This window comes from Olsenella uli DSM 7084 (assembly GCF_000143845.1).
In the GTDB taxonomy this organism is placed as follows: domain Bacteria; phylum Actinomycetota; class Coriobacteriia; order Coriobacteriales; family Atopobiaceae; genus Olsenella; species Olsenella uli.
Genome location: NC_014363.1, coordinates 1453954 through 1473767, shown reverse-complemented (window position 1 = coordinate 1473767; position 19814 = coordinate 1453954). Strand labels below are relative to the sequence as shown.

General features: G+C 66.3%; 16 protein-coding genes. 14 read left to right on the top strand and 2 right to left on the bottom strand.

The features are described 5' to 3' along the window. The first annotated feature begins 416 nt into the window (after positions 1-416). A complete protein-coding gene (locus OLSU_RS09130) occupies positions 417-1439 on the top strand; it encodes a hypothetical protein (RefSeq protein WP_049765171.1) in 1023 nt (340 codons plus the stop codon). Here the strand turns inward: OLSU_RS09130 and OLSU_RS06480 are convergent. Beyond that, positions 1436-3181 carry an FAD-binding protein gene (locus OLSU_RS06480; RefSeq protein ID WP_013252151.1) on the bottom strand — a complete coding sequence of 582 codons (1746 nt, stop codon included), beginning with the start codon at positions 3179-3181 and terminating at the stop codon, positions 1436-1438. The two genes, OLSU_RS09130 and OLSU_RS06480, sit on opposite strands and share 4 nt — an antisense overlap. A 247-nt stretch (positions 3182-3428) precedes the next feature. On the opposite strand from OLSU_RS06480, the gene hisI reads away from it, so the two are divergent. Continuing rightward, a complete protein-coding gene (hisI, locus tag OLSU_RS06475; protein ID WP_013252150.1) occupies positions 3429-3824 on the top strand; it encodes a phosphoribosyl-AMP cyclohydrolase in 396 nt (131 codons plus the stop codon). A gap of 37 nt (positions 3825-3861) precedes the next feature. On the opposite strand, the gene cuyB is transcribed toward hisI, so the two are convergent. Continuing rightward, complete coding sequence (gene cuyB, locus OLSU_RS06470) at positions 3862-4605, bottom strand: cysteate racemase (protein WP_013252149.1); 744 nt, start codon at positions 4603-4605, stop codon at positions 3862-3864. A gap of 220 nt (positions 4606-4825) precedes the next feature. On the opposite strand from cuyB, the gene OLSU_RS06465 reads away from it, so the two are divergent. The 12 genes from OLSU_RS06465 to OLSU_RS06410 all read left to right on the top strand — a co-directional run bounded on the left by OLSU_RS06465 (position 4826) and on the right by OLSU_RS06410 (position 19763). Further along, a complete protein-coding gene (locus OLSU_RS06465; protein WP_013252148.1) occupies positions 4826-6094 on the top strand; it encodes a carboxylate--amine ligase in 1269 nt (422 codons plus the stop codon). A gap of 75 nt (positions 6095-6169) precedes the next feature. After that, complete coding sequence (uvrC, locus tag OLSU_RS06460) at positions 6170-8134, top strand: excinuclease ABC subunit UvrC (protein ID WP_049765220.1); 1965 nt, start codon at positions 6170-6172, stop codon at positions 8132-8134. A 221-nt stretch (positions 8135-8355) separates the two neighbouring features. Next, positions 8356-9963 (top strand): ABC transporter substrate-binding protein, encoded by a 1608-nt coding sequence (locus tag OLSU_RS06455; protein WP_013252146.1) that lies wholly within the window; start codon positions 8356-8358, stop codon positions 9961-9963. A gap of 169 nt (positions 9964-10132) precedes the next feature. After that, positions 10133-11089, top strand: coding sequence for an ABC transporter permease (locus OLSU_RS06450; RefSeq protein WP_013252145.1), 957 nt, complete (start codon positions 10133-10135; stop codon positions 11087-11089). Positions 11090-11091: 2 nt separating this feature from the next. Further along, the gene (locus tag OLSU_RS06445) at positions 11092-13131 is read left to right on the top strand and encodes a dipeptide/oligopeptide/nickel ABC transporter permease/ATP-binding protein (RefSeq protein ID WP_013252144.1); all 2040 of its coding nucleotides are present in this window, start codon (positions 11092-11094) and stop codon (positions 13129-13131) included. Then, positions 13132-13959 (top strand): ABC transporter ATP-binding protein, encoded by an 828-nt coding sequence (locus OLSU_RS06440; RefSeq protein WP_013252143.1) that lies wholly within the window; start codon positions 13132-13134, stop codon positions 13957-13959. A 74-nt stretch (positions 13960-14033) separates the two neighbouring features. Further along, entirely contained in the window at positions 14034-14996 is a 963-nt protein-coding gene (locus tag OLSU_RS06435) for an acetylxylan esterase (RefSeq protein ID WP_236697211.1), read from the top strand. Between the two features lie 2 nt (positions 14997-14998). Then, a complete protein-coding gene (locus OLSU_RS06430) occupies positions 14999-15922 on the top strand; it encodes an acetylxylan esterase (RefSeq protein WP_013252141.1) in 924 nt (307 codons plus the stop codon). Positions 15923-16011: 89 nt separating this feature from the next. Further along, positions 16012-16938 carry a dihydrodipicolinate synthase family protein gene (locus tag OLSU_RS06425; protein ID WP_013252140.1) on the top strand — a complete coding sequence of 309 codons (927 nt, stop codon included), beginning with the start codon at positions 16012-16014 and terminating at the stop codon, positions 16936-16938. 25 nt (positions 16939-16963) lie between these two features. Further along, a complete protein-coding gene (locus OLSU_RS06420; RefSeq protein WP_013252139.1) occupies positions 16964-17932 on the top strand; it encodes an ROK family protein in 969 nt (322 codons plus the stop codon). Positions 17933-18007: 75 nt separating this feature from the next. Then, positions 18008-18700, top strand: coding sequence for an N-acetylmannosamine-6-phosphate 2-epimerase (locus tag OLSU_RS06415; RefSeq protein ID WP_013252138.1), 693 nt, complete (start codon positions 18008-18010; stop codon positions 18698-18700). A 259-nt stretch (positions 18701-18959) separates the two neighbouring features. Further along, complete coding sequence (locus tag OLSU_RS06410) at positions 18960-19763, top strand: DeoR/GlpR family DNA-binding transcription regulator (RefSeq protein ID WP_013252137.1); 804 nt, start codon at positions 18960-18962, stop codon at positions 19761-19763. The last annotated feature ends 51 nt before the right edge of the window (positions 19764-19814 follow it).

Below are 19814 nucleotides of genomic sequence, written 5' to 3'. Positions count from 1 at the left end.
GGCGCACATGATGGGATGCGTGGCGAGTTATTGTGAAATTCCTCCTCGCGACACTCACAGAAGTTCTCTAGCCATCCATCCGCCCTTCAAAAGTGGACGGCACAGCAAGTAGTGTGAATTAGGCGCTGTTGTGAGCCTTAGGAGCTGTTGTGAACCAGCAGCCTAATGAACCAGCAGCCTAATGATGTGCATCGGGTAACTGGGGACACATGCGCGCGACACGCTGACCCCTGCCGTTCGTCGATTTTCGGCTGGTGACCCTTGACGGTGTGCCGTGCTGCCCTTCCCTATGCTCACCTGCAGCGATGTCACTGTCCAAGCTTACTTGCAGCAGACTTGCTGCGTGGTGCCGACGTTCTGTCGAAAGGGTCCCCGTAGCCGTTGACCCGTTACCTGTTTTGGCGGAAAACAGACCCATGGAAACCTGCATCGTAGGCATATCCGCCCTCAGGAGCATCCGTCGCATGCGCGTGGCGCGCAGGCGACCGGCTCCGTCAGGCAACCCTCGCGTCGAGGAGATCGCCTCCAACAGGCGTGAGATCGAGGACCCTCAGCTGAGGAGGTGCCTCGAGGGCGACGAGACCCTACACATCCTGACGCCCGCCGGCAGGAGGAACGGTCATGACAGGCGACTGGTGCAACATGCATGCTGCGTCCCCCTTCCCGAGGGCTCCTTCAATCGCCATGCCCCGGGCGTCCTGGTCGCCACACCGGAGCTCTGTCTGCTGACGATGGCGTGTGGCCTGGGAGTGAACCGCCTCGCGTTGCTGGCGGACGAGTTTTGCGGTGGCTTTGCACTCACCCCGGACGAGACGGCGTTCGTTCGTCGAGAACCCCTCGTGACGCTTGCCGACGTCACCTCCTTCTGCGAGGAGGTCCCCGGTGCCCGAGGCGTCAACATACTCCGCCGTGCCATCCGCCTCGCCGCCGATGGGGCCGCGTCGCCCCTCGAGGCCCTCGTGCGCCATTGGCTGCATGTTCCCGTGGAGCACGGTGGCTATGGCACCGGCCAGTCGGCGTTCAACGTCGCGGTCGACGTGGGAGAGGGCTTTGGGTCTGGTATGCCAGCGCGGCGTACGCGCGTCATCGACATATGCTATCCGCGGCAGCGTTGCGGGGTGGAGTGCGATGGTCTCCAGCATGAGTCCTCGGCTCAGTCAGATGATGACGCGCATCGCCAGACACAGCTCTCCAACGTGGGCTATCGAGAGGAACGCATCTCCTGGAAGCAGTTCAGCAGCTACCAGCGTGCCTGTGAGGCGGGCATCGCCGTCCGGCATATGCTCGGGCTTCGTGCGCGCCCCGTTGACGGCAGGACGGAGGACTGCCGACGGGAACTCTGGAAGGACCTCGTGGCCTCGCCTTGGGCTGGCGTGCCGCTCGCCGTGCGTCCCCCTGACCCAAGTCCCGGCCTGGGCCCCGCCCCGCCCGTCGCCTAGTCCCGCACGTCTTCCCCTGACGCCCGCACCTCGGGATTGCCCCCAGCGTCCAGGGTTACCACATGCGCAGTTGCGAGTTCGGCAACCTCGTGCGGGGAGTCGCTGCGGTAGTGTGCGCCGCGGCTTTCCTGCCTGGCCGACATCGCCGCGACCATGGCGCGGGCGGAGTCCAGCCGCAGCCTGAGGCGCATGGCTCGGGCGACGTCATGGGGTGCGCCCGCGACCTCGCCCACGCCTGCCGTCAGAGTTCCCTCCACCGTCACGACCGCATCCGCGGCCCTCGCGGCGCCCCCCGCACCAACAAGCCCGGCCGTGGCCCTCTCCGCAAGCCCGTCCAGCCGCCTGCGCGCACGTGACAACCCCTCGGCCTCGCGCCTCACCATGCACCAGCGGCTCATCGTGTCCCGCAGCTCGCCCTCCATCGCCTCCGCGTCCGCAGGGACCATCGCCTGCGTCGAAGGCAGCTTGCGACCTGGGGCGTGTGCGTCGGGGTGGCGCCAGGCCCTGCTCGCCCACGACGTCCCCAACGCCTCGCGTGCGGCCTCCCTTCCCGCGATCTCGCCATACACCAGGCAGTTGGCACTCGAGAGCCCTCCCAGCCTGTCCGCTCCGTGCATGCCCCCTGCCATTTCCCCGCAGGCAAAGAGGCCCCGTGCGCCCCCGCGGCATCGACCCCGCGCGTCAATCGCGATGCCCCCGTTCGAGGCGTGCGCGTAGTGCGTGATGCGAAGGGGCCCCATGGGGTCCACGCCCTGTGCGGACAGCCAGGCGGAATAGCTGCGAACGAACTCGGGGAGCCGGTCCGGGAGCGTCCCGTAGCGGACCTCCATGCCCCGCCTGCCCGCAGACGCGATGGCAAAGTCAACAGAGCGCGAGGCCAGGCGGGCGCTGAACGGTCCGTAGCGCCCTCGCTCGGCCAGGAGGTCCCGCGACAGGCCGGCCGACCTTCCGTCCACGTAGCCGAAGCTCTTCTCGTTGAACACGATTCCTGGCCTAGGCGAGACAATCGTCGGCATCATCTGCAGGAACTCGACGTTCACCAGGGAGCACCCATGCCTGAGGGCTATGGCGTGCACCGCGCCGGTGACGTCGGGCGCACAGAGCCTCTGCTGGTACAGGCCACTCAGCCCGCCTGCGGCGAGCACGACGGCGCCACATGCCACCGTGCGGAAGCGTCCCGACCCCGCATCGTACAGGACGGCGCCGCAGATGTGGTCATCGGCCTCGGCTAGGTCGACGAGCTCGCATCCCTCGAGGAGCGTGACCTCCCCCGCACGCAGCCCACGGGCGACGGAGGCGCGGTAGGGCCCACGCTCGATTCCCCTCCAGCAGCGATGTCTGTGATCGAAGCAAGGCACGTAGGCCTGCTCGTCCCCATGTCCCGCAGCGGGCCGTCGCAGCGTGACGCCCAGCCGTTCGAGGCGTTCCGCCGCTGGGGCGATGCCGCGGGCGAGCGTGCGCACGAGCGTTGGGTCGGCCACGTTGCCGCCCACGCGCAGGATGGTTGCCACCAGGTCGTCCTCGTCCCCCTCCCCGTCTGGGCCGACAAGCCCCAGCCCCCAGGTGCCCCCATAGAAGCTGGCCCCGGAAAACGTCGTCCCCACACTTGCCATGCACACGCGGGCACCCTGCGCGGACGCCGCGAGTGCGGCCGTGGTGCCCGCGATGCCCGCGCCCACGACGAGGACGTCCACGCCCTTCTCGTGCGAGCTCCCCATGACAGCCCCAATCCCGACGGCCATCCCGTCTCTTCCCGTCGCGTTCGGGCCCCATCTGCGTCACGTTCCGCCTACGCCCTGCGCGCCGCTCCTATAGTATGTCCCGTATGCCCTGCGTGCACTCGTGGGCGGCGTCCCCACGGACAACGTGGCGCCGCGCGCCGGATGCCGCCCCGTGCCCTGCGCGTCGCACCTCGCGCCGTGCACCATATGCCGCGGGCGCCACGTGCGGCGGAGCCGTGCGTACGGCAAGACGAGGAGAGAGGCCCCCATGTGCAACGTCGACATCGCAAATGAGCGTCCTGGCGCCGAACCCTACGCCGACGAGGGGGTGGAGCGGGTCGGCCTCTCCGCCGCGGGCATGCGCTTCGATGACAGGGGGCTGGTCACCGTCGTGGTCCAGCAGGGAGGGACGGGTGAGGTGCTCATGGTCGCCTGGGCCAACGAGGAGGCCGTACGTCTCAGCCTCGAGACAGGTACCACCTGGTTCTGGTCCCGCTCTCGCAGGGAGCTCTGGAACAAGGGGGCGACGAGCGGCAACGTGCAGAGACTCAGGCGCGTGCTGGTGGACTGTGACGCGGACACCCTCGTCTACGAGGTGGACTCGCCGGGCCCCGCCTGCCATACCGGACATCGCAGCTGCTTCTACCGCGAGCTCACCGCATAGGCCGCCCCCCTGAGGTCCCCGCGCGCCCCACACCTCCCTACATCTTGATGTCGCCGCCCGCCTCGCGGGCCCACAGGTACAGCTGTACGCAACGTTCCGCCAGGATGTCCAGCGAGTCAAAGAGCCAGCAAGGTACGGTCTGGGTCTTGTCGTCCAGGAGGTCCTGGTAGATGACGGAGAGTTCGGTGCAGCCACAGACCACCGCATCGCAGCCGGCCCCGCGCAGCCGTCCCGCGATGTCAAGGAGGTCGCCGGGGTCGTAGTCCGCGTTCGCCTTGACGCCGTCGTAGATGAGAGAGCTCACCTGTGCCTGGTCCGCCTCGTCGGGATGCACGCACTCGAGCCCCATGGCCTTGAAGTAGCCCTGGAACACCTCCGAGCGCACGGTGCCCTCGGTCGCCATCAGGCCGACCCTGCCCCCGTGGCCGACCTTCTCGGCGATGTGACGCGAGGTCTCCTCCATGATGTTCACCACGGGTATGTCGACGGCGTCGTCGATGGCGGCGTAGAAGTAGTGCGCCGTGTTGCAGGCGATGGCGAGGTAGTCCGCCCCGGCATCCTGCAGCCAGCGGGCCACCTTGACCATCTCGGGCTGGGGGTTGGGCCTGCCGTGGTCGAGGATGTAGGCCGTACGGTCGGGGATCTGGGGGTCGTTGAAGACGATCATCGGCATGTTGTCCTGATCGGACGTGGCGGGCGTCTTCTTGATGAGCATCTCCATGAAGTAGGCCGTCGCCAGTGGCCCCACGCCGCCGATGATGCCCAGGATTGGCTTGTTCACGCGCCCCTCCGTCCCCAGCTGGCCCGTGCGTCCTGCGGGCCCGCGCAACTGTTGAATCTTGCTGCAGCCGATTTTACCCGTCGGGGCGTCGTCTCCATGGCGCTACCATAGGCCATGGAAGGTTCCGCACCCCAGGCGCCGCGCTTCGCCCGCCCGGATGCTTCCGGCGTAGGCGCTGGGTCCCTCCCGCGTCCAATCGGCAACCCTAGGAGTCCGTCCCATGAGACCTGTGGTTACAGACGAGAAGAACCTCCCCAACGTGCTCCAGCCCGTCATCCTGGGAGCGGACTTCTGCGGCTATGCGTACATCCGCTGCTTCTGGGAGGCCTACCACGTCAAACCCATCGAGCTGGGCGCCGACGACATCAAGTCCATCGCGCGCAGCCGCTTCGTCGACTTCCGCGTGGTTCCTGGCATCGACCGCGAGGACGTCCTCATGGGCTACCTCACGAGGCTCGGCGCCGAGCTCGTGTCTGCCGGGAAGGTCCCGTTCCTCGTGGGCTGCGGCGACTTCTACGCCCGCATCGTCTCCAAGAACAAACCGGTGCTCGAGGAGTGGTACTACGTCCCCTACATCGACTTCGACCTGCTTGACGACATCACGCAGAAGGAGAACTTCTATCGCATCGCGGACGAGGTCGGCATCCCGTACCCCAAGACCCGCTTCCTCGACTGCGCCGACCCCCATGCCGCGGTGGATGATTCGGGCTTCTCATATCCCCTGGTGGCGAAGCCGTCCAACTCGGCTGCCTACCACTATGCGGAGATTCCCGACAAGAAGAAGGTGTTCTTCGTCCAGGACCGCAGCGAGCTCGAGGGCATTTTCAGGAGCCTCCAGGCGTCAAGCTATGACAAGAGCCTGATCGTCCAGGAGCTCATCCCCGGCGAGGACTCCCAGGAGAGGATCCTCTCCATCTACACCGATGCCAACTCCGATCCCGTGTTCATGGTCGGCGGTCGCGTCGTGTTGCAGGACCATGCGCCCACCGCCATCGGCAACCCCGCCGTGATCATCCCCGAGACCAATCGCAAGGTGCTCGAGGACGCCTGCCGCTTCATGCGCCGCGTCGGCTACCATGGCATGGCCAACTTCGACGTCAAGTACGACGCCCGTGACGACAGCTTCAAGTTCTTCGAGATAAACACCCGCCCGGGTCGCAGCTCGCTCTTCCCCTACCTCGCTGGGGTGAACTTCGCAAAGGTCCAGGTGGACGACGTCCTTCTCGGCAAGAGGATGGAGCCCGTGGCGTCCGACAGGCCCTTCGCCTACGTCACCGTGCCTCCGCAGGTCGTGAGGTCCTGCGTCAGCGACCCCAAGGTCAGACGGCAGGTCCTGGACGCGTTCAGGGACGGCACCGCCTGCTTCGCCCTGCACTGGGACCAGGACTGCCTGGCACAGCGCTTCTGGGCCAGCGTGAACTACTACCACCAGGTCCAGAAGTTCCGGAAGTACTACTGGAGCGACGAGGGCAGCAGGGCGAGCAAGTAGCCCATGGGCGTGAAGGACCCCTCAGCCAGAAGGCCCGACCTCGGCCTCGCCTCCCCGAGTCCGGAGGAGCTGGGCATGCCGAGCATCGCCGAGCAAGTGGCCCAGGTTCCCACGGAGCCTGGCTGCTACCTCTGGAAGGACGGCAGGGGGGAGGTCATCTACGTGGGCAAGGCCAAGAACCTGCGCTCGCGCATGCTCCAGTACGTCAACCTGACGGACGACCGTGCCAAGATCCCCCTGATGATGCAGGTGGTCCGCAGCTTCGACTATGTGGTCGTGGGCTCCGAGCACGAGGCGCTGGTGCTGGAGCGCAACCTCATCGCCCAGTACCACCCCTACTTCAACGTTGACTTCAAGGACGACAAGAGCTACCCCTACATCGCCATCACCGAGGACGACGCCTTCCCGGCGATCAAGTACACGCGCGAGAGGCACCGCAAGGGAACCCGCTACTTCGGCCCCTACACGGACTCCCACGCCGCGCGCGAGACCATCGACACCCTGCGCAAGGCGGTGCCCATCTGCATCGCCAGCTGCACGGAGTGGAAGCGCGCCCGCCGCTACCTCAAGGGTCATCCCGACGACGTGGCGATCGCCAACCTGGTTCTGGGCGAGCACTGCCGACCCTGCTTCGACTATCACGTAGGGCGCGGGCCTGGCGTCTGCTGCGGGCAGATAGACACCGTCGACTATGCCGCCCACGTGCGCCAGGTCGAGAAGTTCCTCTCGGGCAGGCGTGCCGAGATCTGCGGCGAGCTCGAGGACCAGATGCACGAGGCAGCCTCCAACCTCGAGTTCGAGCGCGCCGCACGCATCAAGCGCCGCCTCGAGGTCATAGACGGCCTCGACGATCGGCAGCAGGTGACCTTCCCGACCAGCGTCAACCTCGACCTCATCGGCTTCTACCGTGAGGAGACCATCAGCTGCGCCTGCGTCTTCGTCGTGCGCGAGGGACGCACCATCCGCTCGAGCGAGTTCATCCTCAACAAGGGCGCCGACGTCGACGAGGTGGAGCTCACGGGGGGCTTCGTCAAGCGCTACTACGACGAGACGGCGGACATCCCCGCCGAGGTCGACGTCAGGTGCGCCCTTCCCGACGCAGAGCTCCTGGGCGGCTGGCTTACCGAGAAGCGCGGCCTTGCCGTGCACGTCCACCGCCCCCAGAGAGGCGAGAAGAGCCACCTGCTCGACATGGCCGAGCGGAACGCCCGTCACGCCCTCATGCGCTACATGGTGCGCACGGGCTACGCGGATGACCGCACCAACCAGGCCCTGCTCCAGCTCGAGAGCGCACTTGCCCTTGACGCGCCGCCCCTACGCATCGAGTGCTTCGACATCTCCACCCTCCACGGCAACTTCACCGTCGCCTCCATGGTGGTCTTCACGAACGGTCGTCCCGACAAGGGGCAGTACCGCCGCTTCAAGGTCCGCTCCCAGCTCGACGAGGCAAACGACTTCGTGTCGATGGGGGAGGTGCTGGGTCGGCGCTACGCGCCCGAGCGCATGGCCGACGAGCGCTTTGGCTCACGGCCCGACCTCCTCGTGGTCGATGGTGGCAAGCCCCAGCTCACAGCTGCGCTCAGGCAACTTGGGGCCTTGGGCCTCGACATCCCCGTCTGCGGCCTTGCCAAGTCGGACGAGGAGGTCTTCGTCCCCTGGGACGAGACGCCCGTCGTGCTCCCCTCGGGAAGCGCGTCACTCTACCTCATCAAGCAGGTGCGTGACGAGTCGCACCGCTTTGCCATCACCTTCCACCGAGAGCTGCGTGACAAGGCGATGACCATCTCGGTCCTCGACGACATAGAGGGCGTCGGCCCCAAGCGCAAGAAGGCCATCATGCGTCACTTCGGTTCCCTCAAGCGGCTCCGCGCGGCGAGCCCGGGGGAGATCGCGTCGGTCAGGGGCGTGCCCGAGGCCGTCGCCCGGGACGTGTGGCAGACCCTGCGCGCGTGGGACGCACAGGCGGGGCGGGTGGCGGACGAGGCTTCGTCCGCCTTGGATGGCGATATAACGTCTTCAATAAGTCATCATACTGATTAGCTGGCATTGTCTTGCGAACAACTGAGAATGGCCAAACAGATTGGCGCGATTTGTCAAGTGTTTTTCTTGTTCGCTCCACTCGTGCTCAAAGGCGGGCCTTTAACGGAATGACCCCTTTTAGGGAACCGGTACTCTGAAATACCCTGCTCTCATGAAGGTTGAGCCACGGATCGAGCTGTGGCAAGACAGGGACGTACCACACACGTGAGAGAGGCAAGGACATGAACGAGACCATGAGCAAGAACCTTTCGCGCCGTTCGTTTCTCGGTGTGACGGGCGGCGCCGCTGCGCTGGCGGGCCTGGGCCTGGCGGGATGCGGCGCCTCCCAGCCCTCGTCGGGCGGCGATGCGACGGGCTCCGAGGCCCAGGGCGGTGGCACCCTCTCCTATGGCTCCGCCTATGCCACCCAGAACTACGACCCCTCGTCCACGTCCTCCGCCCTGGCGCTCTCGACCAACTGGAACGTCGTCGAGGGCCTCTACGAGCTTGACTACCACGACTACTCCACCTACAACGGCCTCGCTTCGGGCGACCCCGTCAAGGTGGACGACACCACCTTCGAGGTCGCGCTCCGCGCCGATGCCAAGTTCTCCGACGGCAACGCCGTGACCCCAGACGACGTCGTGGAGTCCTTCGCCCGCGCCACCGCCGAGGGCAACATCTACGTCTCGATGCTCGCCCCCATCGCCTCCGTCGAGAAGAAGGACGACACCACCGTCACCATCAAGACCAAGGTCGCGAACTTCTCCCTGCTGAAGGAGCGCCTGGCCATCGTCCGCGTCATTCCCGCCGCCATGACCAAGGACGAGCTCACCCTGAAGCCCGTCGGCTCCGGCCCGTGGAAGTACGACGAGATCACCGACGCCTCCGTCACCCTCTCCCCGAACGAGAACTACAACGGCGACCACCCCGCCAAGGACAACCAGATACGCGTCGACGTCCTCAAGGACGCCACCGCCCGCGTCACCGCGCAGCAGGAGGGCACCACCCTCGTCTGCGAGTCCGTCCCGGCCGACTCCATCGACCAGCTCAAGGGCGCCGGCGTCACCGTCGACACCGTCCAGGGCTTCGGGACCCGCTTCATGATGTTCAACGTCGCCAAGGCGCCGTGGGACAACGTCAAGGTCCGTCAGGCCGTCATGTACGCCCTGAACTACGACCAGATGATCAACAACGCCCTGGCGGGCATGGCGTCCGCCCCCACAAGCTACCTGCCCGAGACCTTCAGCAACTACCACAAGGCCTCCATGGTCTATGGCTATGACCAGGAGAAGGCCAAGGGCCTCATCGCCGAGTCCGGCATCACCCCAGGTGACATCACCCTGCGCACCACGGACAACGACCAGGTCGTCGCCATGTCCACGCAGGTCAAGAACGACCTCGACGCGCTGGGCTTCAACGTCACGATTCAGACCGACACCTCGGCCGCGACCTACGCCGCAATCGACGGCGGCGAGGCCTATGACCTGCTGCTCGCCCCAGGCGACCCCTCCTGCTTCGGCGCTGACCCCGACCTGCTGCTCAACTGGTGGTACGGCGACAACATCTGGATGAAGACCAGGTGCCCCTGGAGTGGCTCCGACGAGTGGAAGGAGCTCACCTCCACCATGGCCCAGGCACTCGAGCAGTCGGGAGACGAGCAGCAGAAGACCTGGAACAAGTGCTTCGACCTGCTGTCCGAGAACGTCCCCCTCTACCCGGTCCTCCAGGTCAAGACCTCCACGGGCTCCTGGTCCGAGACGGCCAACGGCGAGGGCGTCAAGGTCTCCGGCTTCTCCGGAATCGGTACCACCGGCGTCTCGCTGACAGACGTCGTCACTGCCAAGTGACCGCATGGCCCTGCGGCCGTTGCCCTGACGGCGTCACCCGCAGACCGTGGGTGGCACACTAGTCGCCAGTTGGAGGAGGGACCTTGCGCGAGTCTCTTGCGATCGCCAAGGTCCCTCCAGCCGTGTGGCAAGCGTTCAACCAGTAGGAAACAGAAAGGGGAGAGGCTGCGTGAACAACTTCCTGCGTCTCATAGGTCGCCGCCTGATCGCCCTGCCGATCATGGCACTGGGCGTCACCGTCCTTGTCTTCTTCCTCATGTCGTTCTCCAAGATCGACCCGGCGTACAACGCGCTGGGCGAGAGCGCGACACCCGAGGCCGTGGCCCGCTACCATGAGGAGCATGGCCTCGACGATCCGCTGCCGGTCCGCTACGTCAGGTACATGGGGGGACTTCTCCACGGTGACCTTGGCACCTACGGCGCCGCGAGCTACTCCGTCGGCGAGCGCGTCTCCAAGGCCCTGCCCGTCACGATGCAGCTGACCTTCATGGGGCTCGTCATGGGCGCAATCATCTCGTTCGTCCTCGGCGTCCTTGCCGCTCTCTACCGGGATAGCTGGCCGGACCAGGTCATCCGCGTGCTCTCGATCGCAGGGCTCGCGACGCCCTCGTTCTGGCTCGCGGTTCTTATGATCCTGCTCTTCTCCACCTTCCTGCACCTGCTGCCCGCATCGGGCCCGCTGCCCGACCTCTTCGCCAACCCCGGTGGTTACATGGCGCGCATGATCATGCCCGCCGTCGCGCTCGCCGTGCCCCTGACCGGGCAGATGACCCGCATCGTCCGCACCGCCATGGTCGAGGAGCTCGACCGCGACTACGTCAAGACGGCCAAGGGCGCCGGCCTGCCACAGGCCGTCGTCGTCGGGCGCAACGTGCTGCGCAACGCCCTCATCACCCCAGTCACGACGCTCGGCCTCAAGATCGGCTACCTCATGGGCGGTGCCGTCGTCATCGAGACGATATTCAACATACCGGGCATGGGCATGGCCATCCTCGAAGGCATCCAGGGCAACGAGACCAACCTCGTACAGGGCGTCGTCATCGTCGTCGCGCTGTCCTTCATCATCATCAACATCGTGGTCGACATGCTCTACCTCCTCATCAACCCTCGGATTAGGACGGTGTAGACATGCTGACCCAAAGACGAGAGCAGTCCGAGGCGCTCGAGCGCGCCGCGGCCAAGGGCCTGCGCCTTGGCGGGTGGAAGAAGATGAGCCTGGGATCGAAGGTCTCCCTCGTCATCCTCGCCCTCGTGGCGCTCTCCGCGATACTTGCCGCGGTGATCGCACCCTACAACCCCATCGACATCTTCGCGGCACGCCAGGCACCCGGGGGTGGCTTCCTCTTTGGCACCGACGACAAGGGCCGAGACATCCTCTCCCGCATGCTCTACGGCGGGCGCTACTCGCTGATCATCGGCTTCGGGGCCACGGCCTTCGCGCTGGTCTTCGGTTCCATCATCGGTGCCGTCGCCGCCGTCTCGCGCAAGGCCGTCTCAGAGGTCATCATGCGCATCCTGGACATCATCATGTCCTTCCCGGGCATCGCCCTGGCTGCCGTGTTCGTCTCCATCCTGGGCAACTCCGTGCCTTCGATCATCTTCTCGATCGGCTTCATGTACACGCCGCAGATCGCGCGCATCGTCCGCGCAAACGTCGTGTCCGAGTACGGCGAGGACTACGTCCGGGCGGTCATCGTCTCGGGTGCGCGCGCGCCCTGGATCCTATGGAGGCACGTGCTGCGCAACTGCATCGCACCGATCATGGTCTTCACCGTCACCCTCGTCGCCGACGCCATCATCTTCGAGGCCTCGCTGACCTTCATCGGCGCTGGCATCACCGAGCCTACGCCCACCTGGGGAAACATCCTTGCCGACGCCCGTGCGGGCGTCCTCTCCGGTCGCTGGTGGCAGGCGCTGTTCCCGGGCATCGCCATCATGGTCACCTGCCTGGCCCTCAACATCCTCTCCGAGGGCCTGACCGATGCCATGGCAGCTGCGCCTGGCGCCCCCGTGGACGCGGACGCCTCCGGCTCCCGCCGCGCCGACGACGTCCTGGCCTCCGACCCCGTGCGCGCCTACAAGGAGCAGGCCGTCTCCCTCGACCGCAGGCTGTCGGCCTTGCGCGAGGTGGAGCTCGCCCGCAGCGACCGCCACGTGCCCGACCTCTCCGTGGAGCCGCTGCTTCGGGTGAGGGACCTCTCCATCAGCTTCGAGTCCCACGGCGACGTGCGCGTCGTGGACGGCGTGTCCTTCGACGTCCGCCCCGGCCAGTGCATGGCCCTCGTCGGCGAGTCGGGCTGCGGCAAGTCCATCACCACCAAGACGATAATGAACCTCACCGATCCCAAGGAGACCGTCACGGGCGAGGTCATCTATCGGGGGCAAGACCTGCTCAAGCTCACGTCCGAGCAGCACAGGAGGCTCCTGGGCACCGAGCTTGCCATGGTCTACCAGGACGCCCTGTCCTCGCTGAACCCCTCGATGCTCATCTCGGCGCAGATGAAGCAGCTCACCGACCGCGGTGGGACCCGCAGCGCCGAGGAGCTCCTCGAGCTCGTCGGCCTCGATCCCAAGCGCACCCTCGAGTCGTACCCGCACGAGCTCTCGGGTGGCCAGCGCCAGCGCGTCCTCATCGCCATGGCGCTTACGCGCGACCCCTCGCTCGTCATCTGCGACGAGCCCACCACGGCACTTGACGTCACGGTCCAGAAGCAGGTCATCAGGCTCCTGAACGACCTTCAGGCCAAGCTCGGCTTCGCGATGATCTTCGTCAGCCATGACCTGGCGCTCGTTGCCGAGGTCGCCTCCGAGATCACGGTCATGTATGCTGGCCAGGTCATCGAGCAGGCCCCCACCAAGGAGCTCCTCACCAATCCCATCCACGAGTACACCCGCGGCCTTCTGGGCTCCGTGCTCTCCATCGAGGAGGGCGCCAAGACGGGCACGCGTCTCCACCAGGTGCCAGGCTCCGTCCCCTCGCCCGAGGACTTTCCCGCAGGCGACCGCTTCGCGCCACGCTCGAGCCACCCGACGCTTGGCCTCGACGTGCATCCCGTCCTGAAGCGGCTGCCTGGTGACGTGTGCCACAGGTTCTCCGAACTGCCTGACGACTACCTCAAGGACAACGGCCTCACCCCGTATCTCGAGACCCTCAAGGAGGCGAAGTAGATGGCTGGGAAGGGAAGCGACACCACCGAGCCGATCATCTTCCTCGATGACATCTCGGTCACCTTCAGGACGCGCACGGGCTCGCTCTTCCGCCCCAACACGGTCAACGCCGTCCGGGGCGTCACGATCAGGCTGATGCCCGGCGAGACCGTGGGCATCGTCGGCGAGTCGGGCTGCGGCAAGTCCACGACGGCCAACGTCATGTGCGGCCTGCAGTCGCCCACGTCGGGCAGGGTCTACTTCAAGGGGCAAGACGTCACGCGCCGCAGCGCCGAGATGCGCAAGCAGATCGGCCGCGTCGTCTCCGTCGTCTTCCAGGACCCCGCGACGGCCCTGAACCCGCGCATGGTCGTCCATGACCAGCTGCTCGACCCGCTGCTGGTCCATGCGGTCGATACCCCCGTGGACCAGGAGAGGCGCATTGGCGAGCTCATCGAGCTCGTCGGTCTTCCCAAGAGCGCCCTGCGCGCCCTTCCCGGCCAGCTCTCGGGCGGCCAGCGCCAGCGTGTCGCCATCGCGCGCGCCATGTCGCTGAACCCCGCCGCGATCATCGCCGACGAGCCCACGTCCGCCCTCGACGTCTCCGTCCGCGCCCAGATCCTGAACCTGCTCACGGACCTCAAGAGCGAGCTCGGCCTGTCGATGATCTTCATCAGCCATGACATCCAGACCGTGCGCTACATATCCGACCGCATCATCGTCATGAACCACGGGCAGATCATGGAGCAGGGCCCTGCCCAACAGGTCTTCAACGACCCGCAGGACGACTACACCAAGACCCTCCTGGGCGCGGCGCCGTCGCTTCTGCATCCCAGGCTCGGCCAGTGAGCTCCCGGAGATTCCGCCCCAAAGGTGCGCCCGTTACCTCGGGCGCACCCATCTCGAGGTGACAGCCTTTGCCAGTGACACCCCAACAGCTGTGCGAGCTCGAGGCCTATGCGGGGACCAACCCCATCCCCGCAGACTTCGACGCGTTCTGGGCCGAGCGCGTCGCAGAGGCCGACGAGCGGCCCCTCGACTTTGAGACCGTCCCCGCAGACGTCCCGTCCTTCGATGGCTGCGAGTATCTCGACCTCTGGTTTCGGGGCATGGCGGGTGCGCGGCTCTACGCCAAGTACCTCAGGCCCGCAGGACCTGGCCCAGCACCCTTGGTGCTGCAGTTCCATGGCTATCCCGGTCGCACCCGCAGCTGGTTCGAACACAGCTCCTTCGTGGGCATGGGCTTCGCCGGCATCGCCTTGGACAACCCCGGCCAGGGCGGCAGGTCCGAGGACGTCGGCGGCTTCAGGGGCGCTACCGTCTCGGGGCACCTCATCGCCGGGTTGGGCGGCGACCCCAAGGACCTGTACTATGTCCGCCTCTACCAGGACATACGCATCCTCTGCCGCATCGTGAGGGAACTTCCGGGGCTGGACCTGGATGACGTCTGCGTCTACGGTGGCTCCCAGGGCGGGGCCGTGGGCCTTGCGACCTGCGCACTCAACGGCGACCTCATCAGGCGGGCGGCCATCCTCTACCCGTTCCTCTCGGACTTCCGCGGGGTCTGGGAGCGGGGGGACGACGTGTCTGCCTACGAGGGCCTCCGCTACTTCTCCCGCTGGTTCGACGCGGACGGCTCCGGTGCGGACGAGTGGTTCCGTCGCCTGGGCTACATCGACACTCTGAGCTTTGCACACCTGGTACGCTGCGAGGTCCTCTTTGGCACGGGCCTGGCAGACGACGTCTGCCCGCCCCCCACGCAGTTCGCCGTGTACAACGCTCTGCGCTGCCCCAAGACCCACCTCCTCTACCCCGACTTCGGCCATGAGGCGATCCAGGCGTTCGACGACGCCCTCCTCGGCTTCTTCGGGAAGGGGGCGCGCTAGCCATGGAGACGCTCGCCCGGACCCTGGCCGACCTCGCCGGATACCAAGGCGAGACGAGGCTACCCGTCGGCTTCGACGCGCTCTGGGACGCACGTGCGGCGCGTGCCGCCGAGCTGCGCGAGGTCACGGTGGATGACGTGGGAATCGACAGCCCAATGGCCGTGTACCTGCGACTGGGGTTCACGTCGACGGACGGCACCCCCCTCGTCGCCCGCTACGTCCACCCCCTGCGCCCTGACGCCGAGACAGGCCCGCGCCATCCGGCCGTGGTGATGTTCCACGACGTCGGCTGCGCCCCGCACGGCTGGCACCACCTGACGCGCTTCGCCGCCATCGGCCATGCCGTGATCGAGCTCGAGAACCGTCGCTGGTCGGGCGACATCTGCGATGGCTGGCATGGAGGTGCCCGTGACCTCGCCCTGGCCCGGCTCGTTGACGACGCCCTGGTGTGCGCGTCTATCGCGTCGAGGCTCGGGGGCGTGGACGAGACGCGCCTCAGCTTCTGGGGGGAGGGCCTGGGCGGCGCGCTCGCCATCGACGCCGCGGCTGTGGGGAGGGTGCGACCCTCTCGCTGCGCGGCCCTCAACCCCATGCCGGCCGACCTGCGCTCCGTCTGGCTCGAGGGCCCCTGCGAACTTCTGTATGCCGGCCTGCGGGCCCACTTCCGCCTCGAGGACCCGACCGGCAAGGATGCGGACGCGCTCTTCTCGGCCCTGGAGTATGTCGACACGGTCAACTTCGCGCGCCGTCTGGGCTCCAGGCTGCTGGTGGGCACCTCGCTCCTGGACACGGCTGCCCCGCCCTCCAGCCAGTTTGCTATCGTGGGGAACGTGGCGGGGGAGGTGCGCCACGTCACCTATCCCAGGTGGGCCCACGAGCGCGTGAACGCCTTCGAGGACGAGCTGCTTGCGTTCCTGCACCCCTAGGCACGCGGCCTCGCCCACGCCACCGCCATCACCCACGCCACCCATCTGCCGGCCTTTGGCCGCAAGACAAGGAAGAGGAGAGTCATCCCATGCCCCAACCCAAGTTCTCTGGCGTCATCCCCCCCGTCGTCACCCCCGACAACCCCGACCATACCCTCGACGTGAGGTCCTACGGACGCCTCATCGACCGCATGGTCGGCTCCGGTGTCAACGGCCTGTTCCTCCTGGGTTCCACGGGTGAGGTCGCCTTCTCCAACGATGCCCACCGCGAGGACATCGTCCGCGAGGGCATACGCATCGTGGCCGGCCGTGTGCCCGTGCTCGTCGGCTGCATCGACACCGAGACGGACCGTGTGATCGAGCACGCCCGGCGTGCGCAGGCCCTCGGCGCCGACGCCGTCGTCGCCACGGCGCCCTTCTACGCCCTGGGCGGCCTGGACGAGATAGAGGAGCACTTCCGCATCCTGCACGAGGAGATCGACCTGCCGATCCTGGCATACGACATCCCCGCCTGCGTCCATTCCAAGATCCCCTGGAAGCTTGCGCTCAGGCTGGGCCAAGACGGCGTCCTCGCCGGCGTCAAGGACTCCTCGGGCGACGACGTCAACTTCCGCTACCTGGTCCAGGAGAACGAGAAGGCCGGCCATCCCCTGAGCCTGCTCACTGGCCACGAGATCGTGGTCGACGGGGCCTACCTCTCGGGCGCGGACGGCTCCGTGCCGGGCCTCGCCAACGTCATCCCCGCGCCCTACGTCCGACAGTACGAGGCCTACCGGGCGGGCGACTGGGCGCACGTCAAGGAACTCCAGGACCAGATCAACGAGGTCTCCCACATCTTCGACGTGACCGCCGGCGTGCAGGGCTATGCGGGCGGCGTCGGGGCGTTCAAGTGCGCCCTCAACCTCATGGGCGTCTTCGACCACGACACCATGCCCCGTCCGGTCAGGGCGCTCGAGGGCGCCAACCGCGAGGCCATCCGGAAGGTCCTTGTCGACAACGGCGTCTTGGGGGCGTAGGGCCCATCTCTCGAAGGAGCTGCTCATGGCAGAAGAAGGCAAGAAGGTCATCGCCATCGACATCGGTGGCACAAAGGTCGCCTCGGCGCTCGTCACCTTGGGTGACGGGCAGACGCCTCGGGTCGAAGGCTATGGCAGGCGTCCGACCGAGGCCCAACTGGGAGGGCGTCACGTGCTCGAGGTGGCCCTTGGGAGCGCTCGGCGCGTGATCGAGCTGGCGGGCGGCAGCGTGGATGGCGTCGGAGTCTCGACCGGTGGCGTGGTCGATCCCCGCACGGGAGACATCACCTACGCCAACGACATGATGCCCGGCTGGGGCGGAACCCACCTTGGTTCCGAGCTCGAGCGCGCCTTCGGCGTTCCCGCACGCGTCATGAACGACGTCCATGCCCACGCCTTCGGCGAGGCAAGCTGGGGCGCCGGGCTTGGCTCGGACAGCGCCTTCGTGTGCGCGGTGGGCACCGGCATAGGCGGCGCCTTCGTCGAGCATGGCCGCCTGCTCCTCGGCGCCCATGGCGCGGCGGCGAACATCGGTCACGTGACCTGCACGGATGCGGCGGGCATTCCCTGCCAGTGCGGCGGCGTCGGCCACGTGGAGACCATCGCCTGCGGTCCGGGGATTCTCGCGCGCTACCTCGAGCTGGGTGGCGTCGCCACTCGGCCTGACGGCAGACCCACGGATGGGGCCGACATCAGTCGGCTTGCTGAGACGGGCGACGAGGCGGCCATCGCGGCCGAGTCGCGCTCCGGCCACGCCCTCGGCGAGGTGCTGGGGTCCATGGTCAACATGTTTGACCCCGACTGCGTCATCCTGTCCGGATCGGTTGCCAAGTGCGGGCCCGTCTGGCATGACGCCCTCGGAAGGGGTTGGGCCGAGGTCGTCATGCCACCTCAGGCCAACACGCCCGTGAGGAGCGGCACGCTGGGCGACGCTGCGCCGCTCATCGGGGCGGCCCAGAATGTCGTCAGCTCGGCGTACGTCTCTCTCGACTAGCCAGGTCATGGCAGACACTTCTCAAAGCGCCGAGGGCGAATCCCTCTCGCCCTCCAGGGCAGAAAGGCAGGGAACATGGAAGCTTCGCCTCTGGTCCGGTCCCTCAAGGGCAGGCTGATCGTCTCCGTCCAGGCCTATCCCGGCGAGCCGCTGCGCCATCCCGAGACCATGGCTCAGATGGCCGCCGCATGCGAGCAGGGTGGTGCCGCCGCCATACGCTGCCAGGGACTCGCGGACATCGCCGCCATCAAGGGCCGCGTCGAGGTCCCGGTCATAGGCCTTTGGAAGGAGGGGCACGAGGGCGTCTACATCACCCCGACCCTGCGCCACGCCGTCGCCTGCGTCAACGCTGGCGCGGACGTCGTGGCCCTCGACGCGACCAGTCGTCCCCGCCCCGATGGGCGCAGCTTCGCCCAGACGGTCCGTGACCTGCGTGCCCGGTGCGAGACGCTCGTGATGGCCGACTGCATGACCATCGAGGACATCCGCGGCGCGGTGGCCTGCGGCTGCGACATCGTCTCGACGACCCTCTCGCACAACAAGCCGGCTATCGACACTACGATGGATGACGGCCCCGACCTGCCGCTTCTGCGCCGGGCCACGACCGAGTTCCCGGGCCTGCCCATCATCTGCGAGGGTCATGTGCACACGCCGTCCGATGCCGTCGCCGCCATGCAGGCGGGCGCCTGGGCCGTCGTCGTGGGGACGGGCATCACGCACCCCACGTCCATCACAGGCTGGTTCGTCGACGCCATCAAGGAGGCCTAGCCCATAGCCAGCGATACCGTCGAACACGTCAGATGACACTGCGAGTTGCCGCGCGGTCTGGATATTCCCACAGACCGGATGGGTCCAAACGACTCGATTTGCATGGCAATCGGGGGACTGGCGCGCTTGCCCGTCTGGGCGCATATGTGTCAGCCGGTTCAATAAATATTGGATACAATGAGACATAAAAGTAAGCGTTGGCAAATAGTGGAAATGAATTGACCGCTGTTTTGGACGGTTGCAAGGGATTGGTCGGATCATGGGGTTCGATGACAAGAAACAGGATAGGATGCTTGCCGGGGAGCGCAGGGCCCGGATTGCGGAGCTTGTCGAGCGCAACAGCTCAGTTTCAATAGCGAATCTCAAGCGGGAGTTTGGCATCTCGGCGGTAACCGCCCGCAGCGACCTCTCAGTATTGGAAGAGGAGGGCAAGCTTCGCCGCATGTATGGCGGTGCGGTCTCCCTCGACCTCACCCGGCATGTCTCCGTCCCCAAGGAGCGAATGTCCGTCCACATGCGCGAGAAGGAGAGGATTGCCCGACGGGCGGCCGAGTATGTCCGAGACGGAGACACCATTGGCATCGATGCTGGCACGACTACGCTTGAATTCACCAAACGCCTCGCTGACAAGCGCGATATAGCAATTGTCACCAATGACTTTGCGATAGCGGAGTATGTTGAGGACCACCTGCCCGACGCCGAGCTCGTGGTCCTGGGCGGAACGTTCCGGCGCAACCATCGTTACGCTTTCGGGCGGCTTACCTCGGCCTGCCTGGAGATGCTCCATGTCGACAAGGCCTTTCTCGCCGCCAATGCGTTTCTCCCAAATCAGGGCTTCATGACCGAATACGAGCCGATGGCTTTGGTTAAGTCCGAGCTGATTGCTCACGCGCGCACGAGCTACGTGCTCATGGATGCCTCGAAGGTTGGCGCCAGTAGCTTCATCAGATTTGCAGAGCTCCCTGATATCGACGTCATTGTCATGGATGTTGATCCGGATGGCATAGTTTCCAGTGCCATACGCAGACAGAGCCTCACAACACAGCTGACGATAGCATCATAAATTAATTTATATAAATAAGGGACCGCTCTAACACTCTGGGGCTACCGCTCG